The sequence below is a fragment of the Parahoeflea alexandrii genome (assembly GCF_027214025.1).
In the GTDB taxonomy this organism is placed as follows: Bacteria; Pseudomonadota; Alphaproteobacteria; order Rhizobiales; family Rhizobiaceae; genus Hoeflea; species Hoeflea alexandrii_A.
The window spans coordinates 272084-294064 of the sequence record NZ_JAPWHB010000004.1; the positions used below are offsets into that span (position 1 = coordinate 272084).

Below are 21981 nucleotides of genomic sequence, written 5' to 3' on the forward strand. Positions count from 1 at the left end.
GAGGGTCAGGCTCCATGTTGCTCATCGCAGGACTTGGAAATCCCGGCCCTCAATACGCCAGGAACCGGCACAATGTCGGCTTCATGGCGGTGGACGAGATTGCCCGCCGCCATTCGTTTTCCGGATTTTCGAAAAAGTTCCGGGCTGAGATTGCCGAAGGTACGCTCGCCGGCGACAAGGTGCTCCTTCTCAAACCCATGACCTTCATGAACCTGTCGGGCGACAGCGTCGGCGAAGCCATGCGGTTCTTCAAGCTCTCCCCCGCCGACATCATCGTCATCCATGACGAACTCGATCTCGCCCCCGGCAAGCTCAGGCTCAAGGTCGGCGGCGGCAATGGCGGCCACAACGGCCTCAAATCAATCGACGCGCATTGCGGCAAGGATTACAAGCGTTTGCGGATCGGCATCGGCCATCCCGGTCACAAGGACCGGGTCAATCCGCATGTTCTCGGCGACTTCGCCAAGGCCGACCAGCAATGGCTGGAGCCGCTGCTCGATGCCATCGCCGACAATGCCGAGCTGATGGCGCGAGGTGACGACGCCGGGTTCCTCAACAAGATTGCGCTGGCGACCGGTACGGCTACGCCAAAATCCGACAAGCCGGGAAAACCTGTCTCGGCGACCGCCGGCAAGCCCGCACCGGCGGGCAAATCCCACATCCGCCAGGCCCGCAATTCCGCGCAGCCGAAAACGCTGCCGACATCCGGGCCAATGGCTGACATGCTGAAGAAGCTGTTCGGCAACAAGGACTGAGCCGCCGCTCACAGGATCGTCATTCCGGGTTGAACAACACTTCCGCTATCCTGACCGGGTTACGAGACCGGTGAGGGAGGCAATTCATGTTCGTATCCAGGATCATCCGCACGCACTTTGCGCTGCCGTTTTTCGTTCTGGCGTTCCTTTCCGGTGCAGCCATCGCCGGCGAGACCAACCTGAACTTCCACGGGGTGGCGATCCAGGGCTATGACCCTGTCGCCTATTTCACCGAGGCAAAGCCGGTTCCGGGCGACCCGGAAATCACCGCCACTCATGATGGCGCCATCTACCGCTTTGCATCCGCAGAACACAGGGCCCTGTTCGAGGCCGACCCCGGCAAGTATGTGCCGCAATATGGCGGCTATTGCGCCTATGGCGCCGCCCAGGGCTACAACGCTCCGGTCGAGCCGGAACAATTCACGGTGGCCGATGGAAAGCTCTACCTCAACTACAATGCCGATGTGCGCAAGCGGTGGGACGCCGACCGCGGAAGCTACATCGGCAAGGCCGATGCCTACTGGGCGTCGAAATAGGCCTGTTGCCCGTCACAGTTCCGCGATGCGCTGCCAGAAAAGATCGACTAACGCGCCAAGTCCCGCCTCGATGAGCGCTGCGATGCCAACCCCGGCACCGTCGACCAGCAACATGGCGGCAAGCCCGCCGAAGACTGTGAACACCACCGAAAGCCTGAGATTCTTCAGGCTGTCGAGCCGGTAGTAGCCGGCATCGTCGAACTCGGTGCCCCACAGATGGTCGGCCCAACCATAGTCGTTCGACACCATGATGTTGACCGCCGGCCTGTCCGAGATCTTGTCGGGAAAGACGTTGAAGACGGCCCTTGCAACATGCGCCAGGACCCCGATGGCTGCAAAGACAATGCCCGCGGCGAGAAAATGCCAGGTGGCAAGCTCGGTTTCCATCTCGACCTCTTCCACGTTCAGGAACGGTGAGGATCGCATGAAAACCTTTCAGTCAGATTGACCGGTCATGCCGGAACTGGGGCGGACGTTGCCGCCCGCCCCCGCTTGCGACGCCGAAGCCGCCTCCGGCCTAGAGATACATTCCGCCGGAAACCTCGATCCGCTGTGCGGTCATCCAACGGTTGTCGCCGAGCAGGATACTGGCGATGGCGCCGCCGATGTCGTCGGGCAGTCCCGCCCGTCCCATCGCAGTGACACTCGCCACGAAGGCATTCGCATCAGGGTTGTCACGCACCGCACCGCCGCCGAAATCGGTCTCGATGGCTCCCGGAGCGATGACGTTGACGGAAATGCCGCGCGGACCGAGTTCCTTGGCCAGATAGCGGGTCAGCACCTCGATGGCACCCTTCATCGTGCCGTAGGCCGCGTATCCTGGCAGGCTGAAACGGGCCAGGCCCGACGACACGTTGAGGATACGCCCGCCGTCGGCGATCAGCGGCAGGAGGTTCTGGGTCAGGAAGAACACGCCCTTGAGATGGACGTTCATCAGCCTGTCGAACTGCTCCTCGGTGGTGTCAGTGAACCCCGCATGGATGCCCATGCCGGCATTGTTGACCAGGAAATCGAAACTGCTGCGACCCCAGGTCTTCTCCAGCACATCCTTGAGCCGGTCGGCGAAAGAGGCGAACTGCGTCGTGTCTCCGGTATCGAGTTGCAGCGCGACGGCCCTGCCGCCCGCCTTCTCGATCTCCGCGACGGCGGCGGCGGCTTCGTCCGAGCGCGACAGGTAGGTGATGACGATGCCCGTCCCCTGACGGGCGAGGTGCAGGGCTGCGTTGCGGCCGAGGCCGCGGCTGCCGCCGGTGATAAGCGCGATCGATTGTGTCATGTCTTGCTCCATCTGTTTGGGATGGCCGCAAACTATCGACCGCATCGCCGCCTCGCCTGCCGGATCCTCCGTGACTTCTGCCCGATCCTCCGGAAGTACGATTAAGCCCGTGACGCGGCCCGCGCGAAGGCGTATCCCTGTCTGCCGAAAGGAACCCCCATGACACTTCAGGATCTGGCCCGGAACGTCGCAGAATTCATTGGCGAACATGCTGAAACCGTTAAGGGGCGGGAAACCGGGATCTCCGGTCTTTACATCCATAGCGAGACCAGGCCGAGCCCGTTCGAGGCTACTGTCTACCATCCGGTAATCTGCCTGAACCTGCAGGGCCGCAAGGAAGTGAGCATCGGCGACCGATCAGTCGCCTTCGATGCAGGCCAGTCGCTGATCGTCAGCCACGACGTTCCCGTGATGGCCCGCGTCACCGAAGCCAGCCCGCAAAAGCCCTACCTCGCGATCATCGTCGCACTGGACATCGCCATCCTGCACAGCCTTCGCGATGAAGTCGGCGAACCGGAACTTGAGAGGCGGCAGGCGGACACGCTGAGCGCCGACGTGACCGATGAGAAGATCGTAGAGGCGATCGCGCGCTATTTCGCCCTCACCGGCGATCCTCTGGAAGCAAAGGTGATGCAGCCGCTCATCCTCAGGGAAATCCACTTCCGGCTCTTGACCGCCAGCCACGGCGGCATGCTCCGCCAATTGATGCAGCGCGACAGCCACGCAAGCCGGATCTCGCGCGCCATCGACCGCATCCGGAGCGACTATCGCATGCCTTTGGCGGTCACCACCCTCGCCGAGGAGGCGAGCATGAGTCCGTCATCCTTTCACCAGTATTTCAAACAGGTCACCGGAACCACGCCGCTGCAGTACCAGAAGGAGCTCAGGCTGATGGAGGCCCGCCGGCTGATGTCGGCGGACGGGCTGTCCGTCTCCTCGGCCGCCTTCGAGGTCGGCTACGAAAGCACCACGCAGTTCAGCCGGGAGTATTCACGGAAATTCGGCGCGCCGCCGCGCAACGATGTCTACCGCGCGGCGGCAGCGTCTGAAAGTCGCTCATTCTAGCGCTACGCCAGACAATCCGCGGCCCGCGGGCCGCGCCCGGCCGATCACCCCTTGACGCGGAACGTCACATCCATACAAAGCCGCAAGTATCTACTTGAAGGACACCAATCCCATGGGTTTCAAATGCGGCATCGTCGGGCTGCCCAATGTCGGCAAGTCCACACTGTTCAACGCGCTGACGCGGACCGCCGCCGCGCAGGCTGCCAACTATCCGTTCTGCACCATTGAGCCCAACACCGGCGAAGTCGCCGTGCCCGATCCGCGCATGCAGAAGCTTGCGTCGGTCGCCGGCTCCAAGGAAATCATCCCGACCCGCATCTCGTTCGTCGATATCGCGGGCCTCGTGCGCGGCGCCTCCAAGGGCGAAGGCCTGGGCAACAAGTTTCTTGCCAATATCCGGGAAGTCGACGCCATCGTTCACGTCCTGCGCTGTTTCGAGGATGACGACATCACCCATGTCGAGGGCCGCATCGACCCCGTTGGCGACGCCGAGACCATCGAGACCGAACTGATGATCGCCGACCTCGAAAGCCTCGAGCGCCGGACCGACCAGACCCGCAAGCGCGCCGCTTCCAAAGACAAAGAGTCCCTTACGGTGCTGCCTATGATGGAAGCCGCGCTGAAGCTGTTGCAGGAAGGCAAGCCTGTCCGCACCATGCTGAAGTCGCTCGCCGCCGAGGATCTCGCGATCCTCAAGGGCCTCAATCTTCTGACCTCGCACCCTGTACTTTATGTCTGCAATGTCGCCGAGGAAGATGCCGCGACCGGAAACGCCCACACCGAGGCGGTGGCGAAAATGGCCGCCGAACAGGGCGCGGAAAGCATCGTCATCTCCGCGGCCATCGAATCCGAAGTGGCGCAGCTGCCTGACGAGGAAGCAAAGGAATTCCTCTCGGCGCTCGGCCTCGACGAGGCGGGCCTCGACCGGCTGATCCGCGCCGGCTACCATCTGCTCGACCTGATCACCTATTTCACCGTCGGCCCCAAGGAAACCCGGGCCTGGACGATTGAGCGCGGCACCAAGGCGCCCGCGGCCGCAGGCGTTATCCACACCGATTTCGAACGCGGCTTCATCCGCGCCTTCACCATCGCCTATGACGACTACGTCTCGCTCGGTGGCGAAGTGCCGGCCAAGGAAGCAGGCAAGGCCCGTGACGAGGGCAAGGAATACGTGGTCCAGGACGGCGACGTCATCCACTTCCGCTTCAACACCTGACGCCTGAATCTCCCGGGCTCGGGCAAGCCATTTGCTGAGATCCGCGCCCCCTGTCTATCTGTGCGGACCGATGCGCGCGCTTGGCGCGCCATGTGAGATGGCGGTACGGAGCGCCGGTTCGGCCAACTAACATGCAAGCGCATCGCCTGCCTGCCCGTGCCTTGGTCATGCCTTATGTCTGGTTCGTGCTGCTTGGCGGGCACGCTGACCACTTTGCCGCACTCGCACGCGCGAGCGCGGCCTGATCACGACCCCAGCCGCAGGATGGCCAGCCGGCTGTTGCGTGATCTAGGTCTTCTTCACCGGACAGGTCGACAGCCCGAGGATCGAATAGAGCGGGCAGGTGCCGAACAGGCCGGTAAACAGCGGGATCACGCCGATCAGCGTGTAGTATCGCCAGGAAGCATCCGGGTAGAGGAAAAACAGCCCCAGCAATATCAGGCCAGCGATGACGCGAACCGTGCGGTCGAGACCGCCAACATTGTTCTTGAGCATATCCGTAACTCCAGTTCCCATGACCGGACGCAATGCCGGAATGCATAGTGATTATCAGATTTGTTACAAACCGCTTTGACACCGATCAATCGCCGGCTGTCCCGATTTGCAGAGCATCTCACGCACCCTTCGGGGATCAGGAGGTATTTTGACCGCGCCGCCACTGCAAACCTTTCACACCTAAATGAAATCGACTAGGTTGCGCGGCATTCACCATTGAAGAAGCGATCCTTTTCCATGTCAGACGATAATCTTCTCCATTTTGAGGACATGCCGCCGGGTACGGTGTTTCCGCTCGGGCCCAAGCGTGTCACGGCAGACGAGATCATCGCGTTTGCGATGGAGTATGACGCCCAGCCCATGCACCTCGATGCCGAAGCCGGGCGGCAATCCATCCTGGGTGGTCTGGCAGCCTCCGGCTGGCACAGCTGCGCCATGATGATGCGGATGATGACCGACTCCTACCTGCTGCGCACCGCTGCGGAAGGTGCGCCCGGGGTCGACTACGTCAAATGGAAGAAACCGGTGCTTGCCGGCGATGTCCTGTCCGGCGAGACCCGGGTGCTCGACAGCCGTGAATCCCAGTCCCGGCCGGGAATAGGCATCGTCAGCCTGAAGCACGAATTGCGCAACCAGAAGGGCGATACCGTGCTGGAATCGGAAAATCCGGTGATGATCCGGCTGAGAAATCCCGGGAGTGCCAGTTCGTGACCAATCATCCCCATTTTGTACCGGGCGACCGCCAGGAACTCGGCGGCTATGTCTTCTCCGCCGAATCCATCATCGCCTTTGCCCGGCAGTTTGATCCGCAGCGCTTCCATCTCGATGCGGAAGCGGCAAAGGACAGCGTCTTCGGCGGTCTCTGCGCTTCGGGCTGGCAGACCGCCGCAACCTGGATGAAGCTCAACATTGCGGCAAGCGCGATCGAAGCACAAAACGCCAAGGCGGAAGGCCGGACGCTTCCCGAATTCGGCCCCTCGCCCGGCATCCGCAATCTCAGATGGTTCAAGCCTGTCTACGCTGGCGAGGAGATCTTCTATTCACGCACCGTCAGGGGCACACGGCCGCTCAACTCAAGGCCCGGCTGGTCCATCCTCGAACTGACCGCCGAAGCCCGCAACACATCCGGTGAACTGGTGATGAGTTTCGATTCCGCCGCACTGGTCAGGCTCCCGGAGACCGACCGCGCCGAAAACTAGGACCTCGACGGATGGAACCACCTGCCTGACACTCGCCTATCAGCCAGACAGGCAGAGGAAAAGTCCCGCTCAGTGGCCTTCGTAGGAGACCAGCGTGCGCACCTGCACGCCGAGGTCCTCAAGCTTCTTGCGTCCGCCGAGATCGGGCAGGTCGATCACAAAACAGGCGGCAACGATGTTGGCGCCCATCTGGCGCAGCAGCTTGACCGCCCCTTCCGCCGTACCGCCGGTGGCGATCAGGTCGTCGACCAGGATGACGCTTTCGCCTTCTGCCACCGCATCGGTGTGCATCTCCATCTCGTCGACGCCGTATTCGAGGCTGTAGGCCACGCGAACCGTGTGGTGCGGCAGCTTGCCCTTCTTGCGGATTGGCACGAAACCGGCCGACAACTGGTGCGCCATCGCTCCGCCGAGGATGAACCCGCGCGCCTCGATGCCGGCGATCTTCGACACCCTGAGCCCCGCATAGGGATGCACCAACTCGTCAACGGCGCGCCGGAACGCCCGCGGCGCACCGAGCAGCGTGGTGATGTCCCGGAACAGGATACCCGGCTTCGGATAATCCTTGATGGTGCGGATGGAGGCGCGCAGTTCGGTTTCGAGATCAGACATGTTGGCTCCCCGATGGATGTCTCAATGTGCGTCGGGGCCGATCCCCGTGCAAGCCGCTTTCGTGCCGGTTCGGCAATGCCGCAAGAGAGCGGCGGTCATGCAGGATCCCGGCAAGTTCCGGCGATGGGCTGCCCGGATACCCGGGCTGCCGGAACCGGGAAGCGGACATGAAAACGCCGCCCGCAGGCGGCGCATTCGAACTCGGCCCGGACAGGGCGAAAATCAGTGGTCCTTGTTGGCGAACACTGACTTCTTGGTCAGGTACATCAGCGACGAGAAGATCGCCAGGAACAGGATGACCATGAAGCCCGTACGCTTGCGTTCTTCCATGTGCGGCTCTGCGGCCCACATCATGAATGCAGCCACGTCATGCGCATACTGGTCCAGCGTCTCGGGCGAACCATCATCATAAGTGACGGCGCCATCGTCAATCGGCTTGGCCATCGCCAACGCGGCGGAACTGATGAAGTACGGGTTATAATGTGTGCCTTCGGCGATCTCGACGCCTGCAGGCGCCTCTTCATAGCCGGTCAGCAGCGAGTAGATGTAGTTCGGACCGCTCTCATTGTAGCCGGTAAAGATGTCGAAGATGAACTGCGGGAAGCCGCGCTCGACATAGCGTGCCTTGGCCAGAAGCGAGAAGTCGGGCGGAACTGCGCCGTTGTTGGCGTAAGCTGCCGCCTGCGCATTCGGGAACGGCGACGGGAAATGATCCGCGGGAATAGCCGTGCGGGTGAACATTTCACCTTCGTCATTGGGGCCGTCCTGGACTTCATAATTGGCCGCGAACGCTTTGACCTGCTCTTCGGAATAGCCAAGATCCTCAAGCGTGCGGAACGCAACCAGGTTCATCGAATGGCATGCCGCACAAACCTCGGTGTAAACCTTCAGGCCGCGCTGCAACTGTCCCTTGTCATAGGTACCGAACGGACCAGCGAATGACCATGACTGCTCCTTCAGGTGATGGATGGGGTAGTGGGGGGTCCCGCCGCCTTCCCCTTCCGCGGCAACTGCCGGGCCTGCGCCAATGATGGCGGCCAGAGCGAACGGAACGATGCTTGCAAGAAGCTTTTTCATATCTCGGATCCTTTCCGTCTCGCCGCTCAGCCGCGGGTTTCTGGTGACGCAGCCGCGGATGCCGCAGCCCCGCCATTGCCGCCCTTTTTGGCGAGCACGGCTTCGGTGATGGAGTTTGGCAGGCGCTTCGGCGTTTCGATCAGCCCAAGCACCGGCAGGATGACCAGGAAGAACGCGAAGTAGTACAGCGTCGCCACCTGGGCCATGGTCGTGTAGACGCCTTCCGCCGGCTTGGCGCCCAGCCAGCCGAGGAAGATCGCGTTGGCGACGAAGATCCAGAAGAACAGCTTGTACCACGGACGGTAGACCGCCGAGCGGACCTTCGACGTGTCGAGCCACGGCAGCACGAACAGCACCGCGATGGAACCGAACATGGCAAGCACGCCGCCAAGCTTGGAATCGATCGGCCCGATATTGAAGGTGATGGCGCGCAGGATCGCGTAGAACGGCAGGAAGTACCATTCCGGAACGATGTGCGCCGGTGTCTTCAGCGAGTCAGCCGGGATGTAGTTGTCCGCATGGCCGAGGAAGTTCGGCATGAAGAAGATGAAGTAGGCGAACACCATCAGGAAGACGCTCATCGCCAGTCCGTCCTTGACGGTCGCATAGGGCGTGAACGGCACGGTGTCGGTCTTCGACTTCACTTCCACGCCGGTCGGGTTGGTCTGACCGGTCACATGCAGCGCCCAGACATGCAGGATCACGACGCCCGTGATCATGAACGGCAGCAGGTAGTGCAGCGAGAAGAAGCGGTTGAGCGTCGGATTGTCGACCGCGAAGCCGCCGAGCAGGAGCTGCTGGATCGGCTCGCCGATGCCCGGGAACGCCGTGAAGAAGCCGGTGATCACCGTAGCCCCCCAGAACGACATCTGGCCCCAGGGCAGCACGTAGCCCATGAAGGCGGTGGCCATCATCAGAAGCAGGATCACCACGCCGAGGATCCAAAGCACTTCGCGCGGCGCCTTGTAGGAGCCGTAATACATGCCGCGGGCAATGTGGATATAGACCGCGACGAAGAAGAACGATGCGCCGTTGGCGTGCATGTAGCGCAGCAGCCAGCCGGAGTTCACGTCACGCATGATCTTTTCGACCGACTGGAAGGCAATCGCGGTGTCGGCCGCGTAGTGCATGGCCAGCACGATGCCGGTCAGAAGCTGCACCACCAGCATCACCATCAGGATGCCGCCGAAGGTGTAGGCGTAATTGAGATTGCGCGGCACCGGGTAGGAAACGAAGCTGTCGTGCACCATCCGCATCAGCGGCAGGCGCGCGTCCATCCATTTTCCGAAACCGGTAGCGGGCTGATAGGTCGAGTGATCGCTGCTCATGGTCAAAAGCCCCCTTAACCGATTTTGATGACGCTGTCAGACACGAAGGAAAACACCGGAACCGGAAGGTTTTGCGGCGCCGGACCTTTGCGGATACGGCCGGCGGTGTCGTAGTGCGAGCCGTGGCAAGGGCAGAACCATCCGCCGAAATCGCCGGCCTGTCCGAGCGGAATGCAGCCCAGATGGGTGCAGACGCCGATCATTACCAGCCAGTTTTCCTTGCCTTCGCCAGCCGAGCGGTCGATGTCGGTTGCTTCGGCTGCTCCGGAAATGTTGGCGTTGCGCGCGACCGGATCCTTGAGATCGGAAAGCGCAACAGCTTTTGCTTCCTCGATCTCGGCTTCGGTGCGGTTGCGGATGAAGACCGGCTTGCCGCGCCATTTCACCGTCAGCGACATGCCCGGCTCGAGGGCTTCGACGTTGACCTCGATGGAGGACACCGCAAGGGTCGAAGCATCCGGGCGCATCTGGTCGATGAACGGCCAGGCGAAACTGCCCGCGCCGACCACGCCTGCCATCCCGGTGGCGATATAAAGAAAATCGCGGCGGGTCGGTTCGCCCGCGCCTTCGCTTTGTGTCATTGGCTCACTCACGGCTCAACGTCCTCTTCAAGCTGCGTCTGGATCAGCATTCCGCTCCACTGCCCCAGCCGAATTTGGGTTATCCGCTATAAGCAGATTCGGCCGGTGCCGACAATGCGGCGAAATTCTGTCAATCGCGCGGTTTCTATGCGGGATGGAACCTAAAGTCCAGTCCGGACGAAGGTAGAAGGGCACAATGTCGCGGAGAATTTCGACCGATTATTCCGCGGCTTCATCCACGCCGATGAACCCGCCCGACTGCCGGGCCCACAAATCGGCGTAAAGCCCGCCGTGCGCGATCAATTCGGCATGGGTTCCGGTTTCGAGAATACGGCCCTGATCCATCACCACCAGACGGTCCATTCGCGCAATCGTCGACAGCCTGTGCGCGATGGCGATGACCGTCTTGCCGTCCATCAGCTCGTCCAGGTTCTCCTGGATCGCGGCCTCGACTTCGGAATCGAGCGCCGATGTCGCCTCGTCGAGTACCAGGATCGGTGCATTCTTCAGCATCACCCGGGCAATGGCGATTCGCTGGCGCTGGCCGCCGGACAATTTGACGCCGCGGTCGCCGACATGGGCATCGAGCCCCTTGCGGCCGCGCTGGTCCTGGAGATCCCTGATGAAATCCAACGCCTCGGCCCGGCGCGCCGCCTCCAGGATTTCCGCATCGTCAGCATCGGGACGCCCGAACACGATGTTCTCGCGGATCGACCGGTGCAGCAGCGAAGTATCCTGCGTCACCATGCCGATCGAGTGGCGCAGCGATTCCTGGGTCACCCCGGAAATATCCTGGCCATCGATCTCGATGCGCCCGGAATCGAGATCATAAAAGCGCAGCAGCAGGTTGACGAATGTCGACTTGCCCGCACCGGAGCGTCCGACCAGCCCGAGCTTCTCGCCCGGCTCGATCGCGAGCGACAGATCGTCGATCACCGGCCGGCCGGAATGGTAGCCGAAGCACGCCCTGTCGAACCGGATCCCGGCCTTGTGAACGACAAGCTCGGCAGCGTCCGCCCGATCCGACAGCCCGATCGGCCGCGCCACCAGTTCGGCGGAGTTCTGCAAGGTGCCGAGATTGCGCATCAGCCCGTTGAGCTGGGTCATCATCCGTCCCAGCAGCATGTTGAGCCTGAGCACCAGCGACAGCGTGAACGCCACCGCACCGACCGAGATTGCGCCCGCCAGCCACAGATCGATGGCGAAGGCCGCGATCACCGCGATCATCATTCCGGAAAGCGCTGCCAGCGACGCCCGGACCCCGGTCAGGTGCCGGGTAAACGGCATGATGGTGGCAATGAACTGGTCAAAGCCCTCGCGGATATAGCGGTCGTTGTCGGCGTCGCGGGCATAGAGCTTGAGCGTCTGGATATTGGAATAGCTGTCGGTGATGCGCCCCGTGAGCATCGCCGAGGCTTCCGCACTTGCCCGCGCGTGGCGGCGGATACGCGGCACGAAGAACCGCGCCAGGAAGCCGAAGACCACGATCCATGCGAGCACCAGCGCCGACAGCCGCCAGTCAAGCTGCGCCACCAGCGCCATGGTGGTCACGGTGTAGATCATGATGAACCACACCACCTGCAACAGCGACACCATGAAGTCGCCGGTGGCCTGGCCCGCCGACCAGACCTTGGTGACGATGCGACCGGCGAAATCGTTCTGGAAGAAGCCGAGATTCTGCCGCGACACGTGCGAATAGGCCTGCCAGCGCACCAGGTTGAAGAATCCCGGCACCACCGCCTGCTCCTCGACCAGCGCCGCAATCGTCACCACGACAAACCGCGCCACCACCACCACGAACAGCATGAAGGCCAGCGTCGCGCCATGCTCGCCGATCAGCCCGCCCCAGCCCGCCGCCGGTTCCGAGGCGTCGAGAACATCGACCAGCTGCCCGACGAAATAGAACAGCGCCGCCTCGAGCAGCGCCACCAGGCCGCCAAGCGCCAGCATCGCCGCAAATGCGCCCTTCGCCTGCCCGACATAGTGCCACAGGAACGAGCGCGTCGACTTCGGCGGCCGGTAGCTCGAACGCCGGACAAACGGATCGATCCAGCCTTCGAAAAGGTCAAGCAGCGGTCTGAAGATCATGGGCGACAGAATAGAGCCGGAGCGGGGTTTGGCAATATCACCATGCTCCTATTCCGCCGCCGTCGCGTCGGCGTCCACGTCGATGAAGCCGCCCGACTGCCGCGACCACAGATCGGCATAGATGCCGCCCGACTTGATCAGTTCGTCATGCGTGCCGGTTTCGACGATCTCGCCATGGTCGAGCACCACCAACCGGTCCATTTGCGCAATCGTCGACAGCCGGTGCGCAATCGCGATCACCGTCTTGTTTTCCATCAGCGCGAACAGGTTCTCCTGGATCGCCGCCTCGACCTCGGAATCGAGCGCCGATGTGGCTTCGTCGAGCACCAGGATCGGCGCATCCTTCAGAAACACCCGGGCGATGGCAATGCGCTGGCGCTGGCCGCCGGAAAGCTTGACACCGCGTTCGCCGACATGGGCGTCGAGCCCGGTGCGGCCGGCAAGATCCTCCAGCCCCTCGATGAATTCCAGCGCATTGGCCTTGCGCACCGCGTCGAGGATTTCCGCCTCGGTGGCGTCGGGCTTTCCATAGGCGATGTTGTCACGCACCGAGCGGTGCAAGAGCGAGGTGTCCTGGCTGACCATGCCCACCTGACCGCGCAGGCTGTCCTGGCTGACCTGGGAAACGTCATGGCCATCGATCAGCACCCGCCCGCTTTCCAGATTGTAGAACCTCAGCAGCAGGCTGACGAGGGTCGTCTTGCCCGCGCCCGAGCGGCCGACAAGCCCGATCTTCTCGCCGGGCGCGATCTTCAGCGACAGGTTCTCGATCACGCCGCTCTGCTTGCCGTAGTGGAAGCGGACATTCTCGAACTCGATCCCGCCCTTCCTGGCGACGATTTCGCCGGCGCCGGGCCGGTCGACGACATCATGCGGCTTGACCATCATGTCCATCCCATCCTGGACCACGCCGATATTTTCGAAAAAGCCCGAGACCTCCCACATGATCCACTGCGACATGCCGTTGATCCTGAGCGAAAGCCCGATGACGACGGCGATGGAGCCCACCGACACAATGCCCGTCAGCCAGAACCCGATCGACATCGCGGAAACCACGAACACCAGGACGCAATTGTTGAAGTAGACCAGCGATTCAAACAGCGTCACCTGGCGCATCTGCCGGTGCACCGCCTCGAGAAACATGTCCATGCTCTCCTGCGCATACGCCTCTTCGCGGCCGGCGTGGGAAAACAGCTTCACCGTCGAGATGTTGGTGTAGCTGTCAACCACCCGGCCCGTCATCGCCGAACGCGCGTCGGCCTGGTCGGCCGAAATCCGCTTGAGCTTCGGCACGAAATACATGATCAGGCAGATGTAGATGCCCAGCCAGACCAGCAGAGGCAGCACCAGCCGCCACTCGGCGCTCGCCACCATGCCGATCATGGCGATGAAGTAGACCGAGACAAAGACAAACACATCGAGCAGCTTCATCACCGATTCCCGGATCGACAGCGATGTCTGCATCACCTTGGTGGCGACCCGGCCGGCGAACTCGTTGGAAAAGAAGCTCAGGCTCTGGCGCAGCAGGTAGCGGTGCATCTGCCAGCGCGCGATCATCGGGTAGTTGCCCAGAAGCGTCTGGTGAACAATCAGCGAATGCAGCATCACCGCGACCGGCAGGCCGACAAGCAGCACCGCGCCCATCAGCACCAGCCGCAACCATTCGCGCTGCAGGAATCCTTGCGGGTCGGTATTGGAAAGCCAGTCGACAATCGAGCCCAGGAAGCCAAAAAGCATGACTTCACCGACGGCAATCAGCGCGGTCACGGCGGACAGCGCAAGCAGCCAGGGGGCGGCTTCCCGCGAATAGTGCCAGCAGAAAGCCACCAGTCCTTCCGGCGGCGCGGTTGGAACCGCTTCAGGATAGGGGTTCAGTCGTCGTTCAAACCATCCAAACATGGATGTCTCCTTGAAAAGTGCCGCAAGCGGCGCGTATGCGATGCGCCGGCAGGATCGAAATGCAGGCCAGGATCACGCGATAACGTCATTTGCCCGTCGGAAAGGGCGCAAAAGCCGGAAATGAAAACTGAAACCGCGAAAGACCTGTCTGTTCAGTAGCCCATGGCCACTATCGGAAAGCTGATATAGATGATGCGCATTACAGCCTCCGTCAGGTTCGCGTTGAAGATGGTCTGTTCTAAGTCAGATTCGGCTGATGTGCCAGATCACCGCAAACGCTTTGTCCGTCCTCGGCCTGTCCTTGCTTGATATTGTGATAAAATGACCACAGAAACCGCCGCCAACCGAAAGCCCCTGATCGCGCTTTACCAGCCCGACATTCCCGGCAACACCGGCTCGATCCTCAGGCTCGGCGCCTGCCTGGGTATCGGCGTCCACATCATCGGCCCGGCCGGCTTCGACATGACCGACCGCTCTCTCAAGCGCGCCGGCATGGATTACATCGAGATGGCCACCCTCACCCGTCACGACGGCTGGGAGGAGTTCGAGACATGGCGGCAGGCGGAAAAGCGCCGCCTCGTGCTGATGACCACGAAATCCGCCACGCCTTATATCGATGACGCGGACCACACCCTCACCGCCCAGGACGTGGTGCTGTTCGGCCGCGAAAGCGCCGGCGTGCCCGACAGGGTCCATGACGCTGCCGATGCGCGTCTGACCATTCCGATGATCGAAGGCCGGCGCAGCCTCAACCTCGCCATGAGCGTCGCCATCATCGCCGGCGAGATCAATCGCCGGTTCGGGCTGTAGGCAAGAACAAAGTCAGTCATAACTGACCACCTCGAACTCGATGCCGTTCTCGTCATCGAAATAGAACCGGCGCCCCGGCTCGTAATCGGCATGGCTGTGGGTCGGATAGCCCAGCGCCTTCACTTTGGCCTCGACCGCATCGAGATCGTCGACGACGATACCGACATGGTTGAGATTGCCGATGCCGTCGCGCTCATTGCCGCCGCGTGGCCGCGTCGATTTCGGCGTGTAGAGCGCCAGGTAGTCGTCGTCCGTTCCAACATGAATCGACCTTCCGTCATTGATGGAAGGCCCCTGCCAGCGGATTTTCCAGCCGAACACATCGCACAGCCATTTGGCGGTGGCGGCCGCATCGGCGACGGTGAAATTGACATGTTCGAGCGTGGATCTGGTCATGAAAGCCTCCTCAATCTTGTCTTCTTGCCTGTCATGGAGATCATGCTACTTTCTCAAGTGAACTTGAGGTCAAGAGGTTTTTCCATTATGGCTACGATCCGCACTCAGGGGCTTCTAACCATCGGGGAAGTGGCAAGCCGCACCGGTCTCGCCGTCTCGGCGATCCGCTACTACGACGACGAGGGACTGGTTTCGGCGCGCCGCACGCCAGGCGGAAAGCGGATGTTCATCCGCTCCGACATCAGGCGCCTGTCCTTCATCCTGATCGCCCAGCAGATGGGATTTTCGCTTGAGGAGATCCGCGCCCAGCTCAAGCAGCTGCCGCTCGAGCGCACGCCCACCAAACGTGATTGGGAAAAGATCAGCCGCGGCTTCCGCGCCCGGCTCGACGCCCGTATCGGCATGCTCGAACGGCTGCGCGACCGGCTCGACGGCTGCATCGGCTGCGGCTGTCTCTCGCTCGACGCCTGCAAGCTCTACAATCCGGATGACAGGGCAGGCCGGACCGGCACGGGTCCGAGGCTGGTGGTACAGAAATCGATAGAGTCTTCAGCGGAATAATCGGCCGCATTGTTCGGCCCGCAGCAATCAGTCGGCCGTCGGCAACCGACGCATGGTGAACTCGATCTCGTCACCCTCGCCCGGCAAGGCCCGCCAACTCTCGACTTCCGTCCAGTAGGCGGCTTTCGGCCAGGCGGAAAACCACTCCCGTGCCTTTTCTCGCGCTTCGCCCCGGCTCAACCGGTAGGTTTCGCGCACGAAGCTGCCCGATTTTCTTCCTTCGGATTTTTCCTTGCGCGCACGGGCGATCTCGCGGCGCAGCCCGTCGAGAGGCGGGCGTTGCTGATACCGGTTCATGGGCCTTCCTTTGCCATCATGGCTGGCCCACTTTAGCTCAAAAGCGGGTTCCCGGCGAGTCCCGTGAAATCTGCCACAATCGGGATGCAATGCTGCGGTTACATATCCTGGGATCTGCTGCTAAGACGGAACCAAAACCAAACCGAGGAGCCCCAATGCAACGCCCAAGCCTGCCAGCCGGCCTGCCCGACGACATCGAGGACAAGAAGATAAAAGCACGCCAGTGGTTTGAGCAGTTGCGCGACCAGATCTGCCTGAGCTTCGAGGCGCTTGAGGATGAAGTCGACAATCCGCAGTCGACCGGCGAACCGGGACGTTTCGAGCGCACGCCATGGCAGCGCGACGAGGGGGCCGGCGGTGGCGGCACCATGTCGATCATGAAGGGCCGGCTGTTCGAGAAGGTCGGCGTCCACACCTCCACCGTCTACGGCGAATTTTCGCCCGAATTCCGCGCCCAGATCCCCGGCGCCGAGGAAGATCCGCGGTTCTGGGCCTCCGGCATCTCGTTGATTGCCCACCCCACCAACCCGCATGTGCCGACCGTGCACATGAACACCCGCATGGTGGTGACCACCAGCCAGTGGTTCGGCGGCGGCGCCGACTTGACCCCGGTGCTCGACAACCGCCGCACCCAGACCGATCCCGACGCGCAGCTGTTCCACCGCGCCATGGAGATTGCCTGCAACCGTCACGCCGTCGCCGACTATCCGAAGTTCAAAGCCTGGTGTGATGAGTATTTCTACCTGCCGCACCGGGACGAGCCGCGCGGCATCGGCGGCATCTTCTACGACTGGCTGCACGGCGGTGAAGACCATGGCATGTGGGACGCCAATTTCGCCTTCACCCAGGACGTCGGTCGGGCTTTCAACGTGGTCTACCCGAAGCTCGTCCGGTCGAACTTCAACAAGCCCTGGACCGATGCCGAACGCACCGAGCAGCTGATCCGCCGCGGCCGCTATGTCGAGTTCAACCTGCTCTACGACCGCGGCACCATTTTCGGTCTGAAGACCGGCGGCAACGTCGCCTCGATCCTGTCTTCACTGCCGCCGGTGGTGATGTATCCGTAAAGCAAGCCGGGATCAGGCCGCCACGCCCGGCCGGTTGCGCCGCGCGGCAACCGCGCGCAATGCCTCGTCGACCAGATGGTTGGCGATCTTCATGCGCGTGGTCGCGGCCTCCCGCCATTCCGCCGGCGTCCGGTCGGGATGATTGAGCCGGGCGAAACGCCGCCGTTTCGATTGCAGCTCCGCCGGCGTGTCCGAGGCCAGCAGATTGATGTCCTTCGCCACGTCCGCGGGGCTGAGCCGTTTGAACAGCGACGTGTCGATGGCGGGTTTCGGCTTCGGCGCAGGCGTGGGTGTATCATTGTGAACGGCTGGCTTTGGCCTCGGCGCCGGCGTTGATGCGTCGATGGGAACGGCGGAATGTGCGGCACCGCGTTGTTCCCTGCTCGGCCAGGGCTGCGTCCTGAAACTCGCGCAAACAAAGCTCGAATTCCAACCGCGCATAGCTGTCCAGGACCCGGATCTGTCTGCTGGGGTGTCTTCCCGTTCTTGGCTCACGCGATCCAGAACGGCCTCGAACGAACTCAAACCCACAATCATCCCGGAATCCTGCTGCAGGAGACGACATCGTTGGGTTCATTGCTAGCGAAACAAGGTTAACACTTTCAAAGGATTGGCGACGTCCGGCCCGGACGGCTCGATCGTGGGGCGGGCGATTGCGGTCCCCGCCGAGCGGAACACAAGACAAAAGCGTCGATCCCGGCATTGCCGCTTCCGGTTGTGCTGCATCGGCAATCGTGATCCGGACCGGGGTGCATCCGGGCCGCTTTTAAGCTATCATGCCACTCCGTCGGCCGGTGCGCCGGCATAGGCGGATTCTTGGTTTTCGACATCGAAAAGAGGAGACAGCCATGAAAACCTTCCATTGCGGATCTCTCGTTCCCGGTTGCGACTGGCACACACGGGCGGACAGCGAGGCGGAGATCGTCTCACGTGCCATCGACCATCTGCGGGAAACCCACGGCGAGACCACCATCCGTCCGTCGATCGTCGAGCAGATCAAGGAACGCATGCTAGACGAGACCGACGCGGCCTGATCCGGAGAGGGCCCTCGCCGTCCCGGCAGGGCTCAATCCTGCGCGTCGAGAAGGGCTGACTTGTCGAGGCTGAAATTGCTCTCGACCCATCTCTGCTCGAGCGCGGCCAGACGTGCGCCCATCTGCGGACCGGGGTTGACGCCCCGGGCAATCAGATCCGCGCCGGCAACGGGGAACACCGGTTTTTCCCAGCCGAGCGCGCGCGCCAGGTGACGGCTGTGACCGGCCGCATCGGTGAGTGCTGACGGATCGGTTTCGATGCGGCTGCGCGCCGAGACCAGCGACAGCCGGATCCGGTCAATGAGCGGAACCGCGCCATGGCGGTAGAGCAGCCGGTCGAGCGCGGTGATCGCCAGCGTCGGTGCGATGACCGGCGCCTCGGACCACTTGACCAGCCGGTCGGCCTCCGCCCGCGACATCTTCAGCCGCGAGGAAAGCCCGCGCATGCGCTCCGCATCCGGCGGCACCATGGCCATCAGGCGCAACATCGGATCCGGCTCCCAATCGAGAGCGACTTCGGTGGCGATCAGCCCGCCGATGCTATCGATGCCCCACTTCTCGCTCTCGGGCAGCACGGCGGAGAGCACTCCGGACTGACGCATCCACAACAGCGCCCGGCCCGGGTCCTGCGCCTTGAAGAGCGTCTTGAGTTCCTTCCAGACCCGCTCCGGCGAGAGCTTGCCGAGCTTGTCGCGCGCCCGGGCGCAGGCCTTCAGCGCCGCCGCGTCGGGCCGGCCGGCACCGTAGTGCGCGAAGAAACGGAAATAGCGCAGCACCCTGAGATAGTCCTCGGCAATCCGCGCGTCGGCGTCGCCGATGAACCGCACGGTGCGGTTGGCGATGTCCTCCAGTCCGCCGATCAGATCGATGACATTGCCGCTTGCATCGGCGTAAAGCGCATTGATGGTGAAATCCCGCCGCTCAGCGTCGATCTGCCAGTCATTGCCAAACACCACCTTGGCCCGCCTGCCGTCGGTCTCGGCGTCATGCCGGAGCGTGGTGATCTCGTACCCGCGGCCATCGATGACCAGCGTCACCGTGCCGTGATCTATGCCGGTCGGCACCGCCTTGATGCCTGCCGCCTCGGCCCGCGCCACGACCTTTTCAGGCGCCCAGCTTGTCGCCAGGTCCGTATCGGTCACCGGCAGGCCCATTAGCGAATTGCGCACCGCGCCGCCGACCACCCGGACCTCCTCGCCGTCCTGGTTCAGGAGCGCAAAGATCCGGGCAAGCGCCGGTTCCTGAAACCAGTTCTCATCAGCAACGCTTGCCGCAGTGCTCATGCATAGAGCCTTTCATACATGGTCCGGATGATGCCGGCGGTGACGCCCCAGATGTGGTGTTCACCGTAGGGCATCACGTAGTAGTGGCGTTCGATGCCTTCCCAGACGCGGCTTTCGCGCCGGTGATTGGCCGGATTCATCAGGAAGGACAGCGGCGTTTCGAACACCTCGTCGACCTCGACCGGGTTGGCCGTAAGCGAATAGCCCGGCTTGATCACGGCAAGCACCGGCGTGATCCGGAAGCCCGTGGTGGTCATGTAGACCGGTAGACGCCCGACCGGTTCGACAAACCGGCGGTCGAGCCCGATTTCCTCTTCCGCCTCCCGCATGGCGGCGATTTCCTCGCTCTCGTCCTCGGGATCGACGGAACCACCCGGGAACGCCACCTGTCCCGAATGCCGGCGCATGGCGGTGGCGCGGCGCGTAAGGATCACCCGAGCGTCCGGCCCGTCATCGGTGACCGGCACCAGTACGGCGGCGTCGCGCAGCTTGACGCCAGCCAGCCCTGAAACCAGTCCCGGATTGAGCACATGATCGCCATGCCCCAGATGCGCCGGCTCCGGACCGAACGCATGCTCCGGATCATGCCGCTGCGCCCGCAGTCGAAATCCCTCGGCGTCGAAACCCTGCGGCGCCATAAAAACCGTATCCGTCAAGCACCCGCCTCCAGCCTGTCCATCGGCATGACCGGAAACACCGCCCCGGCCGAGCGGATGGCGTACATCGCCTCGCCATCAATCTCGATTTCCTCCCCGAGCGCCAGCAGGTCATAGGTCACCGCCCGGTTGACCAGCGCTTCGAGCCGGCCCCGAACCAGAAGATAGGGCTTGAGCTGATCGGTCTCGCCGGTGACGACGAATCGCAACGGGTTGTCCGGCCCGGCGCGCACAACATCGCCGACATTGGTCCGGAAAGTCAGCACCTGGGTCCCCTCTTCGTCGCTCACGGTCATCTCCACAGCCAGAAAAGGCGCGTCCACGACGCGGATGCCGATCTTTTCCACAGGCGTGACGAGATAGGTCTTGCCGTCCTCGTCGACGCGCAGCACCGTGGAAAAAAGCCGCACCAGCGCCGGTCGCCCGATCGGTGTGCCCATGTAGAACCAGGTGCCGTCGGCACGGATTTCCATGTCGATATCGCCGCAATAGGGCGGATTCCAGCGCTCGACCGGCGGCAAACCATCCTTGCCGGCATTGCGGTCGGCCTGGGCGCGCGAAATCAGCGCGGCGAGATCGCCGGCATCTGTTTTCGCATCGGTCCTTGTTTTTGCCATTGTCCTGTCCAGCTATGATTACAGGTAACCAGATAGTCATCTGAACGGCACTTGTCAGCCTTTCGGCTTAGAATAAGCTGTTGGCGAGCCACGAACCAGAACGCGCGGAGACACCCATGGGACGCATCGACACTGGCGCAAAGCCGATTGACGACAAGGCTGTCATCGCAGCCGCGGAGCAGGCGCTGGCCGATATCTCGGCCATCAGGCAGGCAGTCTCGGATGTCATTTTCGGCCAGGAGAGTGTGGTCGAGCAGACATTGCTGGCCGTCCTTTCCGGCGGCCATGCGCTTCTCGTCGGGGTCCCGGGTCTCGCCAAGACCAAGCTGGTCACCACCCTCGGCACCGTTCTCGGGCTGAATTCGAACCGCATCCAGTTCACCCCCGACCTGATGCCCTCCGATATTCTCGGCTCGGAAGTTATGGACCAGGACGAAAAGGGCCGCCGCTCCTTCCGCTTCGTTCCCGGCCCGGTATTCACGCAATTGCTGATGGCTGATGAAATCAACCGTGCCTCGCCGCGCACCCAGTCCGCGCTTCTGCAGGCCATGCAGGAGTATCATGTCACCGTCGCCGGCGCTGCCCACGACCTGCCGCGTCCCTTCCACGTGCTGGCGACGCAGAACCCGCTCGAGCAGGAAGGCACCTATCCGCTGCCCGAGGCACAGCTCGACCGCTTCCTCATGCAGGTTGACGTGCCTTACCCCGAAATGGCTGCCGAACGCCGCATCCTGCTCGAAACCACCGGAGCCCAGGAGGCCTCGGCCCGGCCCGCCGTCACCATGGAGCGATTGACGCAGATCCAGGCGCTGATCCGCCAGATGCCGGTGCCTGAATCGGTGGTCGACGCGATCCTCGAGCTCGTCCGCGCCGCCCGTCCCGGTCATGGCAATTCGAAGATCGACGAAACCGTCTCCTGGGGCCCCGGCCCGCGCGCCGGCCAGGCGATGATGCTCTGCGCCCGCGCCCGCGCGCTTTACGACGGCAGGCTCGCTCCCTCGGTCGACGATGTCCGCGCACTGGCCGAGCCGATCCTGCAGCACCGCATGGCCCTGACCTTCTCAGCCCGCGCCGAAGGGATCGGCATCCGCGACGTCATTGCCGGTCTCGTAACCCCGAAAGCCGGGTGAGCC

At 62.7% G+C, this 21981-nt stretch carries 26 protein-coding genes; 11 read left to right on the forward strand and 15 right to left on the reverse strand.

Annotation, left to right across the window (positions count from 1 at the left end; translation table 11 throughout):
- The first annotated feature begins 14 nt into the window (after positions 1 to 14).
- Both pth and O4H62_RS14890 read left to right on the forward strand, forming a co-directional pair.
- Positions 15 to 755: an aminoacyl-tRNA hydrolase gene (pth, locus tag O4H62_RS14885; protein WP_269388992.1), complete on the forward strand. Its 741-nt coding sequence runs from the start codon at positions 15 to 17 to the stop codon at positions 753 to 755.
- A gap of 86 nt (positions 756 to 841) precedes the next feature.
- Complete coding sequence (locus tag O4H62_RS14890; RefSeq protein ID WP_269388994.1) at positions 842 to 1291, forward strand: YHS domain-containing (seleno)protein; 450 nt, start codon at positions 842 to 844, stop codon at positions 1289 to 1291.
- A 12-nt stretch (positions 1292 to 1303) separates the two neighbouring features.
- Here O4H62_RS14890 and O4H62_RS14895 read toward each other — a convergent pair whose 3' ends face one another.
- Entirely contained in the window at positions 1304 to 1717 is a 414-nt protein-coding gene (locus O4H62_RS14895) for a hypothetical protein (RefSeq protein ID WP_269388996.1), read from the reverse strand.
- Positions 1718 to 1808: 91 nt separating this feature from the next.
- The gene (locus O4H62_RS14900; RefSeq protein ID WP_269388998.1) at positions 1809 to 2567 is read right to left on the reverse strand and encodes an SDR family NAD(P)-dependent oxidoreductase; all 759 of its coding nucleotides are present in this window, start codon (positions 2565 to 2567) and stop codon (positions 1809 to 1811) included.
- A gap of 159 nt (positions 2568 to 2726) precedes the next feature.
- Here O4H62_RS14900 and O4H62_RS14905 point away from each other — a divergent pair, with 159 nt between their 5' ends.
- Positions 2727 to 3632: an AraC family transcriptional regulator gene (locus O4H62_RS14905; RefSeq protein WP_269389000.1), complete on the forward strand. Its 906-nt coding sequence runs from the start codon at positions 2727 to 2729 to the stop codon at positions 3630 to 3632.
- 112 nt (positions 3633 to 3744) lie between these two features.
- Positions 3745 to 4848: a redox-regulated ATPase YchF gene (gene ychF, locus O4H62_RS14910; protein WP_269389002.1), complete on the forward strand. Its 1104-nt coding sequence runs from the start codon at positions 3745 to 3747 to the stop codon at positions 4846 to 4848.
- A 288-nt stretch (positions 4849 to 5136) separates the two neighbouring features.
- Here the strand turns inward: ychF and O4H62_RS14915 are convergent, their stop codons facing one another.
- Positions 5137 to 5343, reverse strand: coding sequence for a YgaP family membrane protein (locus O4H62_RS14915; protein ID WP_269389004.1), 207 nt, complete (start codon positions 5341 to 5343; stop codon positions 5137 to 5139).
- Positions 5344 to 5580: 237 nt separating this feature from the next.
- Between O4H62_RS14915 and O4H62_RS14920 the strand changes: the two genes are divergently transcribed.
- Positions 5581 to 6054, forward strand: a complete 474-nt coding sequence (locus tag O4H62_RS14920; RefSeq protein ID WP_269389006.1) for a MaoC family dehydratase — start codon at positions 5581 to 5583, stop codon at positions 6052 to 6054.
- The gene (locus O4H62_RS14925) at positions 6051 to 6542 is read left to right on the forward strand and encodes a MaoC family dehydratase (RefSeq protein WP_269389007.1); all 492 of its coding nucleotides are present in this window, start codon (positions 6051 to 6053) and stop codon (positions 6540 to 6542) included. The genes O4H62_RS14920 and O4H62_RS14925 overlap by 4 nt, the downstream gene beginning before the upstream one ends.
- Positions 6543 to 6611: 69 nt before the next feature.
- Here O4H62_RS14925 and O4H62_RS14930 read toward each other — a convergent pair whose 3' ends face one another.
- The 6 genes from O4H62_RS14930 to O4H62_RS14955 all read right to left on the reverse strand — a co-directional run bounded on the left by O4H62_RS14930 (position 6612) and on the right by O4H62_RS14955 (position 14127).
- The gene (locus O4H62_RS14930; protein ID WP_269389010.1) at positions 6612 to 7154 is read right to left on the reverse strand and encodes an adenine phosphoribosyltransferase; all 543 of its coding nucleotides are present in this window, start codon (positions 7152 to 7154) and stop codon (positions 6612 to 6614) included.
- Between the two features lie 222 nt (positions 7155 to 7376).
- Entirely contained in the window at positions 7377 to 8231 is an 855-nt protein-coding gene (locus O4H62_RS14935) for a cytochrome c1 (protein ID WP_269389012.1), read from the reverse strand.
- Between the two features lie 26 nt (positions 8232 to 8257).
- On the reverse strand, positions 8258 to 9559 hold the full coding sequence (locus O4H62_RS14940; RefSeq protein ID WP_269389013.1) for a cytochrome b: 1302 nt from the start codon (positions 9557 to 9559) through the stop codon (positions 8258 to 8260).
- Positions 9560 to 9573: 14 nt separating this feature from the next.
- The gene (petA, locus tag O4H62_RS14945; protein ID WP_269389014.1) at positions 9574 to 10152 is read right to left on the reverse strand and encodes a ubiquinol-cytochrome c reductase iron-sulfur subunit; all 579 of its coding nucleotides are present in this window, start codon (positions 10150 to 10152) and stop codon (positions 9574 to 9576) included.
- A 207-nt stretch (positions 10153 to 10359) separates the two neighbouring features.
- A complete protein-coding gene (locus O4H62_RS14950) occupies positions 10360 to 12228 on the reverse strand; it encodes an ABC transporter ATP-binding protein (RefSeq protein ID WP_269389015.1) in 1869 nt (622 codons plus the stop codon).
- A gap of 48 nt (positions 12229 to 12276) precedes the next feature.
- Positions 12277 to 14127: an ABC transporter ATP-binding protein gene (locus tag O4H62_RS14955; RefSeq protein WP_269389016.1), complete on the reverse strand. Its 1851-nt coding sequence runs from the start codon at positions 14125 to 14127 to the stop codon at positions 12277 to 12279.
- A 321-nt stretch (positions 14128 to 14448) separates the two neighbouring features.
- Between O4H62_RS14955 and O4H62_RS14960 the strand changes: the two genes are divergently transcribed.
- Positions 14449 to 14937 carry a tRNA (cytidine(34)-2'-O)-methyltransferase gene (locus tag O4H62_RS14960; RefSeq protein ID WP_269389018.1) on the forward strand — a complete coding sequence of 163 codons (489 nt, stop codon included), beginning with the start codon at positions 14449 to 14451 and terminating at the stop codon, positions 14935 to 14937.
- Positions 14938 to 14949: 12 nt separating this feature from the next.
- Here O4H62_RS14960 and O4H62_RS14965 read toward each other — a convergent pair whose 3' ends face one another.
- Complete coding sequence (locus tag O4H62_RS14965; RefSeq protein ID WP_269389019.1) at positions 14950 to 15333, reverse strand: VOC family protein; 384 nt, start codon at positions 15331 to 15333, stop codon at positions 14950 to 14952.
- An 87-nt stretch (positions 15334 to 15420) separates the two neighbouring features.
- Here O4H62_RS14965 and soxR point away from each other — a divergent pair, with 87 nt between their 5' ends.
- Positions 15421 to 15894: a redox-sensitive transcriptional activator SoxR gene (gene soxR / locus O4H62_RS14970; RefSeq protein WP_269389020.1), complete on the forward strand. Its 474-nt coding sequence runs from the start codon at positions 15421 to 15423 to the stop codon at positions 15892 to 15894.
- A 27-nt stretch (positions 15895 to 15921) separates the two neighbouring features.
- Here soxR and O4H62_RS14975 read toward each other — a convergent pair whose 3' ends face one another.
- Positions 15922 to 16191, reverse strand: coding sequence for a hypothetical protein (locus tag O4H62_RS14975; protein WP_269389022.1), 270 nt, complete (start codon positions 16189 to 16191; stop codon positions 15922 to 15924).
- Positions 16192 to 16346: 155 nt separating this feature from the next.
- Here O4H62_RS14975 and hemF point away from each other — a divergent pair, with 155 nt between their 5' ends.
- Positions 16347 to 17258, forward strand: a complete 912-nt coding sequence (hemF, locus tag O4H62_RS14980) for an oxygen-dependent coproporphyrinogen oxidase (protein ID WP_269389023.1) — start codon at positions 16347 to 16349, stop codon at positions 17256 to 17258.
- Positions 17259 to 17270: 12 nt separating this feature from the next.
- On the opposite strand, the gene O4H62_RS14985 is transcribed toward hemF, so the two are convergent.
- A complete protein-coding gene (locus O4H62_RS14985; RefSeq protein WP_269389025.1) occupies positions 17271 to 17480 on the reverse strand; it encodes a hypothetical protein in 210 nt (69 codons plus the stop codon).
- Between the two features lie 626 nt (positions 17481 to 18106).
- Here O4H62_RS14985 and O4H62_RS14990 point away from each other — a divergent pair.
- Positions 18107 to 18292: a DUF1059 domain-containing protein gene (locus tag O4H62_RS14990; RefSeq protein WP_269389026.1), complete on the forward strand. Its 186-nt coding sequence runs from the start codon at positions 18107 to 18109 to the stop codon at positions 18290 to 18292.
- A gap of 32 nt (positions 18293 to 18324) precedes the next feature.
- On the opposite strand, the gene O4H62_RS14995 is transcribed toward O4H62_RS14990, so the two are convergent.
- Genes O4H62_RS14995 through O4H62_RS15005 form a run of 3 tightly spaced genes read right to left on the reverse strand, consistent with a single transcriptional unit; the run spans position 18325 to position 20848 of the window.
- The gene (locus O4H62_RS14995; RefSeq protein WP_269389027.1) at positions 18325 to 19575 is read right to left on the reverse strand and encodes a CCA tRNA nucleotidyltransferase; all 1251 of its coding nucleotides are present in this window, start codon (positions 19573 to 19575) and stop codon (positions 18325 to 18327) included.
- Positions 19572 to 20213, reverse strand: a complete 642-nt coding sequence (locus O4H62_RS15000; protein WP_269389477.1) for a CoA pyrophosphatase — start codon at positions 20211 to 20213, stop codon at positions 19572 to 19574. The genes O4H62_RS14995 and O4H62_RS15000 overlap by 4 nt, the downstream gene beginning before the upstream one ends.
- A gap of 14 nt (positions 20214 to 20227) precedes the next feature.
- Complete coding sequence (locus O4H62_RS15005; protein WP_269389028.1) at positions 20228 to 20848, reverse strand: DUF1285 domain-containing protein; 621 nt, start codon at positions 20846 to 20848, stop codon at positions 20228 to 20230.
- Positions 20849 to 20964: 116 nt separating this feature from the next.
- On the opposite strand from O4H62_RS15005, the gene O4H62_RS15010 reads away from it, so the two are divergent.
- Entirely contained in the window at positions 20965 to 21978 is a 1014-nt protein-coding gene (locus tag O4H62_RS15010; protein WP_269389031.1) for an AAA family ATPase, read from the forward strand.
- The last annotated feature ends 3 nt before the right edge of the window (positions 21979 to 21981 follow it).

Excerpts from the sequence above, each read along its gene's own strand:
- pth (WP_269388992.1), top strand. The coding sequence starts at position 15 with ATGTTGCTCATCGCAGGACTTGGAAATCCCGGCCCTCAATACGCCAGG.
- O4H62_RS14890 (WP_269388994.1), top strand. The coding sequence starts at position 842 with ATGTTCGTATCCAGGATCATCCGCACGCACTTTGCGCTGCCGTTTTTC.
- O4H62_RS14895 (WP_269388996.1), bottom strand. The coding sequence starts at position 1,717 with ATGCGATCCTCACCGTTCCTGAACGTGGAAGAGGTCGAGATGGAAACC.
- O4H62_RS14900 (WP_269388998.1), bottom strand. The coding sequence starts at position 2,567 with ATGACACAATCGATCGCGCTTATCACCGGCGGCAGCCGCGGCCTCGGC.
- O4H62_RS14905 (WP_269389000.1), top strand. The coding sequence starts at position 2,727 with ATGACACTTCAGGATCTGGCCCGGAACGTCGCAGAATTCATTGGCGAA.
- ychF (WP_269389002.1), top strand. The coding sequence starts at position 3,745 with ATGGGTTTCAAATGCGGCATCGTCGGGCTGCCCAATGTCGGCAAGTCC.
- O4H62_RS14915 (WP_269389004.1), bottom strand. The coding sequence starts at position 5,343 with ATGCTCAAGAACAATGTTGGCGGTCTCGACCGCACGGTTCGCGTCATC.
- O4H62_RS14920 (WP_269389006.1), top strand. The coding sequence starts at position 5,581 with ATGTCAGACGATAATCTTCTCCATTTTGAGGACATGCCGCCGGGTACG.
- O4H62_RS14930 (WP_269389010.1), bottom strand. The coding sequence starts at position 7,154 with ATGTCTGATCTCGAAACCGAACTGCGCGCCTCCATCCGCACCATCAAG.
- O4H62_RS14935 (WP_269389012.1), bottom strand. The coding sequence starts at position 8,231 with ATGAAAAAGCTTCTTGCAAGCATCGTTCCGTTCGCTCTGGCCGCCATC.
- O4H62_RS14940 (WP_269389013.1), bottom strand. The coding sequence starts at position 9,559 with ATGAGCAGCGATCACTCGACCTATCAGCCCGCTACCGGTTTCGGAAAA.
- O4H62_RS14950 (WP_269389015.1), bottom strand. The coding sequence starts at position 12,228 with ATGATCTTCAGACCGCTGCTTGACCTTTTCGAAGGCTGGATCGATCCG.
- O4H62_RS14955 (WP_269389016.1), bottom strand. The coding sequence starts at position 14,127 with ATGTTTGGATGGTTTGAACGACGACTGAACCCCTATCCTGAAGCGGTT.
- O4H62_RS14960 (WP_269389018.1), top strand. The coding sequence starts at position 14,449 with ATGACCACAGAAACCGCCGCCAACCGAAAGCCCCTGATCGCGCTTTAC.
- O4H62_RS14965 (WP_269389019.1), bottom strand. The coding sequence starts at position 15,333 with ATGACCAGATCCACGCTCGAACATGTCAATTTCACCGTCGCCGATGCG.
- soxR (WP_269389020.1), top strand. The coding sequence starts at position 15,421 with ATGGCTACGATCCGCACTCAGGGGCTTCTAACCATCGGGGAAGTGGCA.
- O4H62_RS14975 (WP_269389022.1), bottom strand. The coding sequence starts at position 16,191 with ATGAACCGGTATCAGCAACGCCCGCCTCTCGACGGGCTGCGCCGCGAG.
- hemF (WP_269389023.1), top strand. The coding sequence starts at position 16,347 with ATGCAACGCCCAAGCCTGCCAGCCGGCCTGCCCGACGACATCGAGGAC.
- O4H62_RS14990 (WP_269389026.1), top strand. The coding sequence starts at position 18,107 with ATGAAAACCTTCCATTGCGGATCTCTCGTTCCCGGTTGCGACTGGCAC.
- O4H62_RS14995 (WP_269389027.1), bottom strand. The coding sequence starts at position 19,575 with ATGAGCACTGCGGCAAGCGTTGCTGATGAGAACTGGTTTCAGGAACCG.
- O4H62_RS15000 (WP_269389477.1), bottom strand. The coding sequence starts at position 20,213 with ATGGCGCCGCAGGGTTTCGACGCCGAGGGATTTCGACTGCGGGCGCAG.
- O4H62_RS15005 (WP_269389028.1), bottom strand. The coding sequence starts at position 20,848 with ATGGCAAAAACAAGGACCGATGCGAAAACAGATGCCGGCGATCTCGCC.
- O4H62_RS15010 (WP_269389031.1), top strand. The coding sequence starts at position 20,965 with ATGGGACGCATCGACACTGGCGCAAAGCCGATTGACGACAAGGCTGTC.